The sequence below is a fragment of the Nocardioides endophyticus genome (assembly GCF_039543845.1).
Classification (GTDB): Bacteria; Actinomycetota; Actinomycetes; order Propionibacteriales; family Nocardioidaceae; genus Nocardioides; species Nocardioides endophyticus.
In genome coordinates, this window is the sequence record NZ_BAABKN010000019.1 from 219,860 (window position 1) to 233,548 (window position 13,689).

At 71.9% G+C, this 13,689-nt stretch carries 11 protein-coding genes and 1 riboswitch; of the genes, 6 read left to right on the forward strand and 5 right to left on the reverse strand.

Translation table 11 applies throughout. The features are described 5' to 3' along the window. Positions 1–2,139: a M1 family aminopeptidase gene (locus tag ABEA33_RS15655; protein ID WP_345527748.1), complete on the reverse strand. Its 2,139-nt coding sequence runs from the start codon at positions 2,137–2,139 to the stop codon at positions 1–3. Between the two features lie 84 nt (positions 2,140–2,223). Then, a riboswitch (cobalamin riboswitch) is annotated at positions 2,224–2,371 on the forward strand. Positions 2,372–2,399: 28 nt separating this feature from the next. On the opposite strand from ABEA33_RS15655, the gene cobN reads away from it, so the two are divergent. The 5 genes from cobN (at position 2,400) to ABEA33_RS15680 (ending at position 9,828) form a co-directional block, all read left to right on the forward strand. Continuing rightward, positions 2,400–6,071 (forward strand): cobaltochelatase subunit CobN, encoded by a 3,672-nt coding sequence (gene cobN / locus ABEA33_RS15660; RefSeq protein WP_345527749.1) that lies wholly within the window; start codon positions 2,400–2,402, stop codon positions 6,069–6,071. 160 nt (positions 6,072–6,231) lie between these two features. Continuing rightward, positions 6,232–6,999 (forward strand): precorrin-6A synthase (deacetylating), encoded by a 768-nt coding sequence (gene cobF / locus ABEA33_RS15665; RefSeq protein ID WP_345527750.1) that lies wholly within the window; start codon positions 6,232–6,234, stop codon positions 6,997–6,999. After that, entirely contained in the window at positions 6,999–7,586 is a 588-nt protein-coding gene (locus ABEA33_RS15670; RefSeq protein WP_345527751.1) for a 2'-5' RNA ligase family protein, read from the forward strand. The genes cobF and ABEA33_RS15670 overlap by 1 nt, the downstream gene beginning before the upstream one ends. Beyond that, positions 7,583–9,076, forward strand: a complete 1,494-nt coding sequence (locus ABEA33_RS15675) for a cobyric acid synthase (RefSeq protein WP_345527752.1) — start codon at positions 7,583–7,585, stop codon at positions 9,074–9,076. The genes ABEA33_RS15670 and ABEA33_RS15675 overlap by 4 nt, the downstream gene beginning before the upstream one ends. Beyond that, positions 9,073–9,828: a cobalt-precorrin-6A reductase gene (locus ABEA33_RS15680; protein WP_345527753.1), complete on the forward strand. Its 756-nt coding sequence runs from the start codon at positions 9,073–9,075 to the stop codon at positions 9,826–9,828. Before ABEA33_RS15675 ends, ABEA33_RS15680 begins: the two co-directional genes overlap by 4 nt. Here ABEA33_RS15680 and ABEA33_RS15685 read toward each other — a convergent pair. After that, the gene (locus ABEA33_RS15685; protein ID WP_345527754.1) at positions 9,740–10,642 is read right to left on the reverse strand and encodes a cobalamin biosynthesis protein; all 903 of its coding nucleotides are present in this window, start codon (positions 10,640–10,642) and stop codon (positions 9,740–9,742) included. The genes ABEA33_RS15680 and ABEA33_RS15685 overlap by 89 nt on opposite strands. 2 nt (positions 10,643–10,644) lie before the next feature. On the opposite strand from ABEA33_RS15685, the gene cobU reads away from it, so the two are divergent. Then, positions 10,645–11,163, forward strand: coding sequence for a bifunctional adenosylcobinamide kinase/adenosylcobinamide-phosphate guanylyltransferase (gene cobU / locus ABEA33_RS15690; protein WP_345527755.1), 519 nt, complete (start codon positions 10,645–10,647; stop codon positions 11,161–11,163). Between the two features lie 2 nt (positions 11,164–11,165). Here cobU and ABEA33_RS15695 read toward each other — a convergent pair whose 3' ends face one another. Genes ABEA33_RS15695 through ABEA33_RS15705 form a run of 3 tightly spaced genes read right to left on the reverse strand, consistent with a single transcriptional unit; the run spans position 11,166 to position 13,685 of the window. After that, positions 11,166–11,864 carry an adenosylcobinamide-GDP ribazoletransferase gene (locus tag ABEA33_RS15695; RefSeq protein WP_345527756.1) on the reverse strand — a complete coding sequence of 233 codons (699 nt, stop codon included), beginning with the start codon at positions 11,862–11,864 and terminating at the stop codon, positions 11,166–11,168. Further along, positions 11,857–12,909 (reverse strand): nicotinate-nucleotide--dimethylbenzimidazole phosphoribosyltransferase, encoded by a 1,053-nt coding sequence (gene cobT, locus ABEA33_RS15700; RefSeq protein ID WP_345527757.1) that lies wholly within the window; start codon positions 12,907–12,909, stop codon positions 11,857–11,859. The genes ABEA33_RS15695 and cobT overlap by 8 nt, the downstream gene beginning before the upstream one ends. Then, a complete protein-coding gene (locus ABEA33_RS15705) occupies positions 12,906–13,685 on the reverse strand; it encodes a CbtA family protein (protein WP_345527758.1) in 780 nt (259 codons plus the stop codon). Before ABEA33_RS15705 ends, cobT begins: the two co-directional genes overlap by 4 nt. Positions 13,686–13,689 lie beyond the last annotated feature (4 nt).

Genomic DNA, 13,689 nt, shown 5'->3' on the forward strand with positions numbered 1-13,689 from the left:
TCAGCGCCTCAGCGCACCCTCTTTCCGGGCGAGCTCGAGGCTGACCTGGGCCGACTGCGGCATGGTGGCGGATCGGCGCGCGGACGGTCCCGCCGGCGACTCGGGCAGGGCGGGCTTGCCCGGGGTGAAGAGCCAGGCGTCGAAGAGGTCGTCGAGCTGCTGGCCCGAGACCCGCTCCGCGAGGCGGATGAACTGCGGGATTGAGACGTTGTCCCCGGCCCGGCTCTGCGCCCACTTCTTGAGGATCCGGAAGAAGTCATCGTCGCCGACCGTCAGGCGCAGGACCTGCAGGGTCATCGCACCGCGGAAGTAGACCGGGTACTCGAAGAGCAGGTCCGGCCCCGGATCACCGATGGTGATCTGCCACCAGGGGTCGTCGTCGGGGATGAAGTCGTTGTAGAAGAAGTCGAACGTCTCCTGGGTGGTCCCGAGACCCTCCCGCTCCGACCACAGCCACTCGGTGTAGGTCGCGAAGCCCTCGTTGAGCCAGATGTCGCTCCAACGCTCGACGGCGAGCGAGTCGCCGGTCCACTGGTGGGCGAGCTCGTGGACGACGACGGAGTCGCCGGAGACGGCGTCGGTGAAGAACCCCTTCGAGTAGATCGGCCGGGTCTGGGTCTCGAGCGCGAAGCCGAGACCGTCGACGTCGTCGACGATGCCGCCGACGTCGCGCCAGGGGTAGCGGCCGAAGTAGCTGGAGAGGAAGTCCACGATCTCCGGCTGCCGTGCGAACGAGCTGTCGATGATGGTGCCGATCGGGGGAGGCACGTCGGCGGCGGTGCCGACGACCCAGTCGTTGTCGTTGCCCAGGCTTCCGGCCGGCGGTCCGGGGACCGTCCACCCGTCGAGCCCGGACTCGAACGACGTGGATCCCTCGCCGGTCGAGACGACGATGTCATCGACGAAGAGGCCGCTGAGCTGCACCACGTCGTCGCTCGCGTAGCTGATCGAGAGCTCGACCTGGCTCCCGGCGTACGCCCCGAGGTCGACCTGCCACTGCTCGGGGCCGCCGCTGGCTCCGCTGGCGGCCCACCACTCGCCCGTGTCACCCGTGGGGTCGCACGTCTCGGCGTCCTGGTCGACGGTCTGGTAGTGCGTCGAGATGAAGGGGTGCAGGTCCGGCCAGAGCAGGCACGAGTTGCCGGTGCTCTGGTCGGTGTGGCCGTTGACGTCCGGCAGCGTGGTCCAGTCGTCCTGGCCGACGGTGTGCGCCTCGACGAACGCGAAGTCCCAGTCCGCCTCCGTGTCGCGGGTGACGGTGAAGCCGACGGTCGCACCGCCGGCCGGGACGTTGATGGTGTGGGTCAGCCGCTTGTACGACGAGTTGGCCGCCTGCGAGAGAGCGAACCGGGTGCCGGTCGACGGCGCTGCGACCGGGTCGTAGAGATCGGGGTCGACCGCGTCGAGGTAGCGCAGCCCGTCCTCCCGGTAGGCGTTGAGGTCGAACTCGCCGACGTCGACGGTCGTCAGGTAGCTCGCCATCGGGTCGCGAGCCTCCCAGGTCCAGGTGGACCAGCCGCGGTGCGAACGCGTCGAGACCAGGTGGCCGTTGGCCACCGCCTCGAGGCCGCGTGGGACGGTGACGCGGAAGGTGTAGGACGCTTTGTCGGTCGGGTGGTCGTTGACCGGGTACCAGCTGGCGGCGACGTGCGGCTGGCCGGCGATGTCGAAGCCGTCGTCGGTGGCGATGAAACCGGCACCCTCGAGCATCTGCGGCACGCCGTCGTACGTCGCGGTCACCGTGAACTTCCGGTTGTCCCGCAGGGCATGCCGCGGAGTCACGGTGAGCTCGTGGTCGGTGCGCGTCCAGCGGGCGCGATCGCCGTCGACCCGGATCTCGCGGACGTCGAGGCCGACCAGGTCGAGGTTGAAGGTGGACAGGCTCTGCGTGGCCTTGGCCTTGATGGTGGCGCGGCCCTGCAAGAGGTCTGTCGCCGGGTCGTAGCGCAGGTCGAGGTCGTAGTGGCCGACGTCGTACCCGCCGTTGCCGTCGAGCGGGAAGTAGGAGTCGCTCGCGCCGTCGGCGCCCGGCGTCGCGCGATCGGGGTGATGGCCACCGTGCGCCGTCGCCGGAGCGACGAGGGCGACGGCCAGCGCCAGTGCAGCGGCAGCGGTCAGGGCACGCGACGACGTCTTCATGTGGAGCTCCTCGTGACCGGTGGTGAGTGGCCCCTCGACTCACCCAACTCGCCGGGCGTCCGCCTGTCATACCCAATCTGTAGGACGCCAGGGCGCCCACTAGGCTGGCGGGACCACGTCTCGTGGGACAGGAACCCGGTGTGAGTCCGGGGCGGTTCCGCCACTGTGAAGCCCTCGCTGGACTTTCAGCGATCGGCCGAAGCCAGACACTGGCCACGAGACCTCCGACCAACGACGGGCGAGAACCCCGAGGAGGATCCATGCGCATCGCGCTGCTCTCGACTTCCGACACGGACCTGCTCTCTGCGAGAGCCTCCGGGGGCGACTGGCTGGTGGCCAACCCGGCCCGGACCGTGCCCGACCTCGACGGCGTTGCGCTCGTCCTGGTCCGGCTGCTCGGCTCGCCGAACGATCTCGACCCGTGGCGCGAGCAGCTCTTTGCAGGCGGCCGCCCGGTCGTCGTGCTCGGTGGGGAGGCGCAGCCCAGCGCCGAGCTGATGGAGCTGTCGAGCGTCCCGATCGGCATCGCCGCCGAGGCGCACCGCTACCTCGCCGAGGGCGGGCCGGCGAACCTCGGCCAGCTGCACGCGTTCCTCTCCGACACGGTGCTGCTCACCGGCGAGGGCTTCGAGCCGCCGGCCGTCGTGCCGCAGTGGGGGATGGGCGAGCGGCCCGGTGGTTTCGAGACAGGACATCGTCCTTCCTCAACCACCGTGCTGCCACGCGTCGGCGTCCTCTACTACCGCGCCCACGAGACCAGCGGCAACGCCGGCTTCGCGCACTCCTTGGTCGACGCGATCGACGCGACTGGGCAGGCCGTCGGCGTACCCGTCTTCGCCGGCAGCCTGCGCGCCGCACCCGACGAGCTGTACGACGCCCTTGGCACGCTCGATGCGCTGATCGTCACCGTCCTCGCCGCGGGTGGCAGCAAACCGGCGGGCGCCAGCGCCGGTGAGGACGACGAGGCGTGGGATGTCGAACGGATGGCCGCCCTCGACATCCCGATCTTCCAGGGCCTGTGCCTCACCAGCAGCCGCGAGGAGTGGGAGGCGTCCGACGACGGCGTCACGCCTCTCGACTCGGCGACGCAGATCGCGATCCCTGAGTTCGACGGACGGATCATCACCGCGCCGTTCTCGTTCAAGGAGATCGACGCCGACGGGCTGCCGCGCTACGTCGCCGACCCCGAGCGCTGCGCCCGGGTCGCGGGGATCGCGGTCAACCACGCGCGGCTGCGGCACATCCCGGTCGCCGAGCGACGGATCGCGCTGATGCTCTCGGCGTACCCCACCAAGCACTCCCGCGTCGGCAACGCCGTCGGCCTCGACACCCCGGTCAGCGCCATACGCCTGCTGCGCCGGATGCGCGAGGAGGGCTACGAGCTCGGGTCGGACAACGTGGTGACTCGAGTTCTTGACGGTGTCTTTGAGGGGGCGACTTCCGCAACCATCGGAGTCGGCGAGAGCGAGTCGTCCGCATCGACGGGGGAGACGGAGGCGGGCGACGCCCTCATCCACGCGTTGATCGCGGCCGGCGGCCAGGACGAGGAGTGGCTGACCGCCGAGCAGTTGAACGGGGGCAAGCTCACCGACGCCCACGTGCGGATCACGAAGGCGGAGTACGACGCCTGGACCGCCGACGTGCCGAGCGCGCTGATGGACGACGTGGTCGAGGCGTGGGGCGAGTCCCCGGGCAAGCTCTTCGTCAACGATGCGGGCGAGATCGTGCTCGCCGCGATCCAGGCCGGCAACGTCGTGCTGCTGATCCAGCCGCCGCGCGGGTTCGGCGAGAACCCGGTCGCGATCTACCACGACCCTGACCTCGCGCCGTCGCACCACTACCTGGCGGCGTACCGCTGGCTGGCCCACGGCTTCGGGGCCGACGCCGTGGTCCACCTCGGCAAGCACGGCTCGATGGAGTGGCTGCCCGGCAAGAACGCTGCCCTGTCGGCCGCGTGCGCCACCGACGCGGCGATCGGCAACCTGCCGTTGATCTACCCGTTCCTGGTCAATGATCCCGGCGAGGGCGCGCAGGCCAAGCGCCGCGCGCACGCCACGATCATCGACCACCTGGTGCCGCCGATGGCACGCGCCGAGACGTACGGCGACATCGCCCGGCTGGAGCAGCTGCTCGACGAGCACGCCAACATCGCGGCGATGGACCCGGCGAAGCTGCCGGCGGTCCGCGGCGAGATCTGGCAGCTGATGCACGCCGCCGAGATGCACCGCGACCTGGGGCTCGACGAGCGGCCGGGCGACGAGGAGTTCGACGACTTCATCCTCCACGTCGACGGCTGGCTGTGCGAGATCAAGGACGCCCAGATCCGCGACGGGCTGCACGTCCTCGGCCAGGCGCCGGAGGGTGAGGCCCGGGTCAACCTGGTGCTCGCGATCCTGCGGGCCTCGCAGGTGTGGGGAGGACAGACCGCCGCCGTGCCGGGGCTGCGGTCCGCCCTGGGGCTCAAGGAGGGCTCGGAGGCGGTGACCGCCGTCGACGCGATCGAGTCGCAGGCGCGTGACCTGGTGCAGCGGATGGAGGACGCGTCGTGGTCGCCGCAGGCGGCCGACACGATGCACGACGACCCGGAGGTGCAGCGGGTGCTCCGCTTCGCCGCCGAGCAGGTGGTGCCGCGGCTGCGTCGTACCACGGACGAGCTCGACGCCCTGCTGCACGCGCTCGAGGGCGGGTTCGTGCCGGCCGGCCCGTCGGGATCACCGCTGCGCGGGCTGGTCAACGTGCTGCCGACCGGTCGCAACTTCTACACCGTCGACCCGCGCGCGGTGCCGTCACGGCTGGCCTGGCAGACCGGGCAGGCGATGGCCGCGTCGCTGCTGCAGCGCCACCTCGACGACACCGGCGACTACCCCGCCTCGGTGGGGCTGTCGATCTGGGGCACGTCCGCGATGCGTACGTCGGGCGACGACGTCGCCGAGGTGCTCGCGCTGCTCGGCGTCCGGCCCGAGTGGGACGAGGCGTCACGCCGGGTCAGCAACCTGGCCGTCATACCTCCCGAGGAGCTGGGCCGGCCGCGGATCGACGTGACCGTGCGGATCTCGGGCTTCTTCCGCGACGCCTTCCCACACGTCGTGACGATGCTGGACGACGCGGTCCGCCTGGTCGCCGATCTCGACGAGCCCGACGACACCAACTACGTCCGCGCGCACGCCCGCGCCGACCTCGCCGAGCACGGTGACCAGCGCCGGGCCACGACGCGGATCTTCGGCAGCAAGCCCGGGTCGTACGGCGCCGGCATCCTGCAGGTGATCGAGTCCGGCAGCTGGCGCGACGACGCCGACCTCGCGGAGGTCTACACGGCCTGGGGCGGGTTCGCCTACGGCCGTGACCTGGACGGGGCGCCGGCCGCCGACGACATGCGCGCCAACTACAAGCGGATCAAGGTCGCCGCCAAGAACATCGACACCCGCGAGCACGACATCGCCGACAGCGACGACTACTTCCAGTACCACGGCGGCATGGTCGCGACCGTCCGCGCGCTGACGGGCACCGAGCCCAAGGCGTACGTCGGCGACTCGACCACGCCCGACGCCGTACGGACTCGGACCCTGCAGGAGGAGACCAACCGCGTCTTCCGGGCCCGGGTCGTCAACCCGCGCTGGATCTCGGCGATGCAGCGGCACGGCTACAAGGGCGCGTTCGAGCTGGCCGCGACCGTCGACTACCTCTTCGGCTTCGACGCAACCGCCGGTGTCGTGCACGACTGGATGTACGAGTCCCTCGCGCAGGAGTACGTGCTCGACGAGACCAACCGCGAGTTCATGACCAAGTCCAACCCCTGGGCGCTGCGCGGCATCGTCGAGAAGCTGCACGAGGCCAAGGACCGTGGGTTGTGGGAGTCGCCGGATCCGGAGACGCTGGCTGCCATGCAGCAGGTCTACCTGGAGCTCGAGGGTGATCTCGAGGACCGCGGATGAGTCGAGTGGTGGTGGTTTCGAGGTGTCGCTGGTCTCTCCCGCGAGCGCACCATCAGCGAGCGTCGTCGAGACCCCGTAACCGTGGGCACCGCCCCGAGTGGGTGCGGGGGTGTCGGCACGGTTGCTGCGCAGCCTGCTCGACCTACGGAAGTCGCAACCGATGAAACGAGTGCGCATCATCGGCGTCGGTCCCGGCGACCCCGACCAGGTCACGATCGAGGCAGTCCGCGCGCTGCGCGAGGTCGCCTACTTCGTCGTCACCGACAAGTCCGGTCGTGGCGGGATGCCTGATCCGCTGGTCACCGCCCGTGAGCGCCTGCTCGACCGGCACCTCGAAGCAGCGCCGGTGATCGTGCGCGTCGACGACCCTGAGCGCGAGCGCCGGCCGGACCGCACCGCCACGCAGGAGGAGTACGACGCGGCCGTGGCGCGCTGGCACGAGGAGCGGCAGTCGGCGTACGAGGAGGCTCTGCTCTCGCGCGACGGCGACGCGGGCTTCCTGGTGTGGGGGGATCCGGCCTTCTACGACTCGACGATCCGGATCCTGCAGTCGCTGCAGGAGCGCGGTCGCCTCGACCTCGAGCTCGACGTCATCCCGGGCATCTCCAGCATTCAGGTGCTCGCCGCCAAGCACCGGATCGTGCTGCACGAGGTCGGCCAGGCGCTGCAGGTCACCAGCGGGCGCCGCCTCCGCGAGGCGATCGCGCAGGGGCAGGACAACGTCGTGGTGATGCTCAACCGGGTGATCGAGCTCGAAGGTCTGGAGGACTGGACGATCTGGTGGGGCGCCAACCTCGGGACCGCGTCGGAGGAGCTCGTGGCCGGCCGAGTTGGCGACGTGCTGCCCGCGATCGACGAGGTCCGCGAGCAGGTGCGCGCCGCCGCCGGCTGGGTGATGGACATCTTCCTGCTGCGGCGCACGACCTGATGGCGCACAACGTCCTCGTGGTCCCGGTGCCCGAGCTGGAGCCGTTTGTCCTCGAACGGACCCATCACTACGACTCCTCCTTCGTCTCCGCGGATCCGGACTTCGGGCACGCGCACATCTCGGCGCTGGGACCGTTCCTCGACGATCCTTCGGAGGCCGACCTGGCACTGGTGGGCGACATCGCGCGCCGTACACCGGCCTTCGACTTCACGCTGGACTTGATGGGGGAGTTCCAGCACGGGCTCATCTACCTGCACCCGGAGCCGGACGCGCCGTTCCGTGAGCTGACCCGGCAGCTGGTCGCGTCGTTCCCCCAGTGCCCGCCGTACGGCGGCGCCTTCCCGGAGCCGGTCCCGCACCTCACCCTCGACCAGCGCGCAGAGGGCATCGACCTCGCGTCGGTGCGCGTCGCTCTCGGTGACGCCGTACCCGCGCGGTGCCGGGCCGACCGGCTCGTCCTCGCGCGCTACGCCAACCACGACTGCCGCGTGCTCGCCGAGTGGAAGCTCAGTACCACCCCACGAAACCGCGGTCTTCCCCCGCTTCGCTCCTCCAGCCCACGCTTCCGCGGGGACCCCGGATCGTGAGCGGCCTCCTCGTCGCCGGCACCACGTCCGACGCCGGCAAGAGCATCGTCACCTCGGGGCTGTGCCGGGCGTTCGCGCGGCGGGGGGTGAAGGTCGCGCCGTTCAAGTCGCAGAACATGTCCAACAACTCGATGGTCGTCGACGGCTCGACCGGCACCGGCGAGATCGGCCGCGCCCAGTGGGTGCAGGCGCTCGCGGCGAAGGTCGAGCCCGAGGTCGCGATGAACCCGGTGCTGCTCAAGCCCGGCAGCGACCAGCGCAGCCACGTGGTCGTGCTCGGCAAGCCAGCCGGCGAGGTGTCGTCGCGTGACTTCGTCGACGGCCGGCGGCACCTCGCGGCCGCGGCGTACGACGCCTTCGACGACCTCGCCTCGCGCTTCGAGGTGGTCGTCGCGGAGGGCGCAGGGAGCCCGACCGAGATCAATCTGCGGGCCAGCGACTACGTCAACATGGGTCTGGCCCAGCACGGCAACCTGGCCACGGTGCTGGTCGGCGACATCGACCGCGGCGGAGTCTTTGCGTCGCTCTTCGGCAGCGTCGCGCTACTCGCGCCGGAGGACCAGCGCCTGGTAACGGGGTTCGTGGTCAACCGGTTCCGCGGCGACGAGTCGCTCCTCGGGCCGGGGCTGACCGAGCTGGAACAGCTGACCGGGCGGCGGGTGTACGGCGTGCTGCCGTTCAGCTCCGACGTGTGGCTCGACAGCGAGGACACTCTCGACGTGGGCGACCGTCGGGTGACCGACGGGCCGGCGCCGCTGCGGGTGGCCGTGGTCCGGTCGCCTCGGATCAGCAACTTCACCGACATCGACGCCCTCGGACTGGAGCCGGGCGTGGACGTCGTCTACGCGTCCGACGGCCGCTCGCTGGCGGACGCTGATCTGATCGTGCTGCCCGGGTCGCGGGCGACGCTCGCGGACCTGGAGTGGCTGCGGTCGCGCGGGCTCGACCGCGCCGTGCTCGCCCACGCGGCAGCGGGCCGTCCCGTGCTCGGCATCTGCGGTGGCTTCCAGATGCTGGGCCGGACGGTGCGCGACCCCCACGGGGTCGAGGGCCCGGTCGGTGCCTCGGCCGAGGGACTCGGGCTGCTCGACGCCGACACCGTGTTCGACGCCGAGAAGGTGCTGCGACTCCCGCACGGGTCGGCGCTCGGGGCTCAGGTCGGTGGCTACGAGATCCACCACGGCCGGGTCACGGTCGGATCGGGAGAGTCCTTCCTGGGTGGTGCCCGCGACGGCCATGTCTTCGGCACCATGTGGCACGGGTGCCTGGAGCACGACGACTTCCGTCACGCGTTGCTGACCGAGGTCGCCCGGCTGACCGGGCACCTGTGGACGCCGTCGGGCGTCAGCTTCGCGGCGGCTCGCGAACGCCGCCTCGACCTGCTCGGGGATCTCGTCGAGCACCACCTCGATGTCGACACGCTGCTCGACCTCGCGGTCGCCGGAGCCCCGGCAGGGCTGTCGGTGCTGCCGCCGGGGGACCGGCGGTGAAGGTCCTGGTGCTGGGCGGTACGGCGGAGGCGCGAGCGCTCGCGTCGGCGCTGGTCGACGCCGGGGACGAGGTGACCACGTCGCTCGCGGGCCGGGTCGCCGAGCCGCGGCTCCCCGTCGGGGGTGTGCGGATCGGTGGGTTCGGCGGCGTGGCCGGGCTGGCGGCGTACGCGCTCGACTTCGACGCAGTCGTCGACGCGACGCATCCCTTCGCGGCGCAGATCTCGGCGCATGCGGCACAAGCGTGCGCCGGCGTACCTCTCCTGCGGCTGCAACGTCCCGGGTGGAGCGGCGACTGGGTCTGGGTCGACGACCACGACGGTGCCGCAGACGCCGCGGCCGGGTTGGGCGGACGTCCCTTCCTCACCGTGGGCCGGCAGTCGCTCGACCGGTTCGTGGGCCCGCTGGGCGACCGGGCAGCGTTGGTGCGGGTCGTCGACGAGCCGGACATCGCGCTGCCGACGGCGTGGGAGGTCCTGCGCGACCGCGGCCCCTACAGGGTGGAGGACGAGGTCGCGCTCATGCAGCAGCACGGCTCGGACGTCCTGGTCACCAAGGACTCCGGTGGGTCGCACACCTGGCCCAAGATGGAGGCGGCCGGCGCGCTCGGCATCCCCGCCGTCGTCGTACGCCGTCCGCCCGCGCCTGCCGGGGTCGAGACCGTCAGCGACGTCGACGCCGCAGCGCGATGGGTGCGATCGCGACCAGGGCGCCCAGGCCGACCCGGCTCGCCAGCCGCCGGGCGCGGGTGATGTCGTGGGTGTCCGGAGCGCGGCCGTCGCCGAGCACCTGCCGGTCCTCGACTCGGCCGGCATAGACGTTCACGCCACCGAGGCGCACCCCGAGCGCGCCGGCGAACGCCGCCTCGACCGGGCCGGCATTCGGGCTCGGATGGCCGGGTGCGTCCCGGCGCCAGGCGGCCCACGCGGCTCGGTGGTCCTCGCCGAGGAGTACGGCGAGGGTGGCGGTCAGTCTCGATCCCGGCAGGTTGAGCACGTCGTCCAGGCGGGCCGCCGCCCAGCCGAATCGCTCGTAGCGCGGACTGCGGTGCCCGATCATCGCGTCGAGGGTGTTGGCGGCGCGATAGGCGAGCAGGCCCGGCGTCCCGAGGACGGCGCCCCAGACGAGCGGCGCGACCACGGCGTCGGAGGTGTTCTCGGCGACCGACTCGATGACGGCTCGCGCGACGCCGGCCACGTCGAGCTCACTGGTGTCACGGCCGACCAGGTGGGTGAGTCGCTGACGGGCGCCCGCGAGGTCACCGGCCTCCAACAGGCGTTGCACGGCCTCGGCCTCACGGTCCAGCGAACGGCCGCCCAGCACCGCCCAGGTGCTGACAGCTGTGCCGATCACGCCGGTGCGTCGGACGCCCACGGCGGCTGCGGCACCGACCAGGATCGTCACGTGGACGACCCCGTTGAGCCGGCGGTCGGCGTACGTCCGGCGCTCGAGGGCGGCGGCCGTCGTACCGAACCCCGCGACCGGGTGCCAGCGCGCCGGGTCGCCCCACACGCGGTCGGCGGCGAAGCCGGCCACCAGGCCCAGCAGCCCGGACAAGGGAGTCATCGATGAAGGTCCTGGTCACCGGCGGCGTGCGATCCGGCAAGTCGCGGCACGCCGAGTCGTTGCTGGAGGGGGCGTCGACGGTGCGGTACGTCGCGCCCGGACCGATCCGTGACGACGCGGACTGGCAGGAGCGGATCGCCGCCCACCGGGCACGTCGGCCGTCGCACTGGTCCACTGTCGAGACCGGCGACCTGGCCTCGGCGTTGGCGACGGACGGTGCCGTCCTCGTCGACTGCCTGGGCACCTGGCTGACGCGCCTGGTCGACGACGAGGCGAAGTGGGACGCGGCGATGCCCGACCTGGCGGCGTACGTCGAGGCTGCCGTGGACCGCGCCCTCGAGGCACTGTCGGCGGCGCGTGGCACCGTGGTCATCGTGACCAACGAGGTCGGGATGGGGGTGGTGCCCGAACACAGATCGGGACGGGTCTTCCGGGACCTGCTCGGATCGGTCAACCAGCGGTTCGGGGCCGCGTGCGACGAGGTGCACCTGGTCGTGGCGGGCCGGGTGCTGCGGCTCTGACGTCACAGCCACGCCCAGGTGAGCAGTGTGGCCGCGAGGGCGAGCTCGATGGCGGCGCCGAAGACGTCGCCGGTGACCCCGCCGAAGCGAGCAGTGGTGCGGCGCACCAGCAGCAGCACGACGAGTCCGCCGGTGACGGACAGCAGCACGCCGCCGAGCGCCGCGAGTGGGAGCGGCACAGTGCGGGTGTAGGTGTCGCCGAGCCCACCGGGACGGGCTGACGGGACGCGCTTGCAGCAGGTGATCCAGAGTGCGCACCTCGACAGGCAGACGAGCCCGCCCGCGAGCAGGGCGAGGGCGGCGGTGTCGACGTACGCCGTGAGCGCGGCGGACTGGATGCCGGCGACCACCACGGTGGCCATCACACCTGCCGGGCCGCTGGTGCCGGTCTTCATGACGGCCAGGGAGCGCTCGCGGTCGTACGACGCCGTGAGCCCGTCAGCCACGTCGGAGAGCCCGTCCCAGTGCAGCGCGCGGGAGCCGGCGGCGAGTGCGCCGAGCGCGACGAAGGCGACGGCGAGCGGCGGCACGTCGGTCAGCCCTCCGAGCCACAGGATCGCGGCGACGAGCACGCCGAGGGGGAGCACCGCGAGCGGCGCCAGCAGCATGGCGGCGCGTGCGGTGGTGCGAGTGACCTCCCGAGGCGGTGCCACCGGGAGCGCCGTGAGCGTCCCGGTGGCGAGCCGCCAGGCGTCAGGCATCTGGCCCCGGGTCGGGCAGCAGCTCGGACAGCAGGGCGACGTCGCGCAGCAGGGCGACGGCGCCGCGCAGCACGGGAACGGCGGCGACGGCGCCGCTTCCCTCGCCGAGGCGCAACCCGAGGTCGAGCAGGGGCTCGACCCCGAGCTTGGCGAGCGCGAACGACTGTGCGGGCTCGGTGGACCGGTGTCCGGCCGCGAACCACGCGGCGGCGCCCGGTCCGATCCGGTCGGCGGTGAGCGCACAGGCCACCGCCATCAGGCCGTCGAGCAGCACCGGCACGCCCTGGCGGGCGGCTTCGAGCAGGTAGCCCGTGCTCGCGGCCAGGTCGGCGCTCCCGAGCGCGGTGAGGCAGTCGATCGGGTCGTCGACCCGATCGCCGGCTCGGTCGAGCGCCTGCTGGACCACCTGGGTCTTGTGCTCGAGTGCGGCGTCGTCGATCCCGGTCCCGCGTCCGACGACCTCGCTGGCCGGCAGCCCGAGCGCGGCAGCGACGAGCGCCGCCGCTGGGGTGGTGTTGCCGATGCCCATGTCGCCACTGAGCAGGAGCTGCGCACCGGCAGCGATCTCCTCGCGGGCTACGGTCGCTCCGACCTCGAGAGCCTGTCGGGTCTGCTCGGCCGTCAGCGCGTCTTCGAGGTGGATCGCCCCGGAGGACCGGCGCACCTTGTGCCGTCGTACGTCGTCGGGGACGCCGTCGAGCTCGTCGTCGACGCCGAGGTCGAGCACGCGCACGGCGACACCGTGCGCCTTCGCGAGTGCGGAGACCCCCGCGCGGCCCATCACGAAGGTGCGGACCATGGCGGCGGTGATCTCGGGTGGGTACGCCGAGACGCCGTGCGCGGCGACGCCGTGGTCACCGGCGAAGATCACCAGTCGCACGTTGTCGAGCTCCCGAGGCGGGACGGACCCTTGGGCGGCGGACAGCCAGACGGCGAGGTCGCCCAGTCGCCCCAGCGCCCCGGGAGGGGTCGCGAGGGCAGCCAGGCGCTCGGCGGCTGCTGCTGCCACGTCCGGGGACGGTGATGCGATGACCGGTCGGGTCACAGGCTGGCCGCCAGCTCGCGCCGCTCGGTCCGGGCCGTCTCGGCGCGGTAGAGACGGCCGATCAGACCCGTGAGGCCGATGGCGATCACGGCCCACATCGTCGTCATGGTGATCAACGAGGCTCGGCGGAAGTACCAGAGGACGTCGGCCGGGAAGTCGCCGATCTCGTTGACGGTCGGCATCAGCTGGCCGGTGACGACCATGGCGACGACGTACAGCCCGATGCCGGAGAGGACGCCTGCGTACGCACCGGAGTTGTCGGAGACCCGTACCGCCAGCAGGGTGGAGAGGGCGGCGAAGGCGAGGGAGACCAGCATGAAGGCGAAGTACCAACTGGTCCGGTCGCCGATGGTCTCGCCGTTGCCGACGGCCGGGGGAGTCGCGGGGTACTTCAAGAACGGCACCAGCGCGAACGACACGAAGCCGATCAGCGCGACGGTGGCCGTCGACTGACCCGGTGTCATCCGGCCGAGGCGGCCGACAGCGGCGGCCGCGAGCAGGGCCACGATGCCGCCCAGTGCGGTGCCGACGACCAGGCTCCCGGTGAGCAGGCCCCAGGTGCGCTGGTCGTGCCGCGAGACCGTGGTGCCTTCCTCCTCGTGGGTGTGGCCGTCGGTGGCGGCCTCGTGCTCGGGCTCGGCGGCGGCGCCGGCCTCTTCGAGGGCGATCGCGGTCTCGACGTGGGGTTCGCCGACCTGGTGGGCGACGAGGAACGTGGCGAATCCGGCGAGGAGGCCGACGAGCAGCCCCCTCACGAGCAGAGCTCGTGCGGTCATGTCA

Excerpts from the sequence above, each read along its gene's own strand:
- ABEA33_RS15670 (WP_345527751.1), top strand. The coding sequence starts at position 6,999 with ATGGCGCACAACGTCCTCGTGGTCCCGGTGCCCGAGCTGGAGCCGTTT.
- cobF (WP_345527750.1), top strand. The coding sequence starts at position 6,232 with ATGAAACGAGTGCGCATCATCGGCGTCGGTCCCGGCGACCCCGACCAG.
- ABEA33_RS15695 (WP_345527756.1), bottom strand. The coding sequence starts at position 11,864 with ATGCCTGACGCCTGGCGGCTCGCCACCGGGACGCTCACGGCGCTCCCG.
- ABEA33_RS15685 (WP_345527754.1), bottom strand. The coding sequence starts at position 10,642 with ATGACTCCCTTGTCCGGGCTGCTGGGCCTGGTGGCCGGCTTCGCCGCC.
- ABEA33_RS15705 (WP_345527758.1), bottom strand. The coding sequence starts at position 13,685 with ATGACCGCACGAGCTCTGCTCGTGAGGGGGCTGCTCGTCGGCCTCCTC.
- cobN (WP_345527749.1), top strand. The coding sequence starts at position 2,400 with ATGCGCATCGCGCTGCTCTCGACTTCCGACACGGACCTGCTCTCTGCG.
- cobU (WP_345527755.1), top strand. The coding sequence starts at position 10,645 with ATGAAGGTCCTGGTCACCGGCGGCGTGCGATCCGGCAAGTCGCGGCAC.
- ABEA33_RS15655 (WP_345527748.1), bottom strand. The coding sequence starts at position 2,139 with ATGAAGACGTCGTCGCGTGCCCTGACCGCTGCCGCTGCACTGGCGCTG.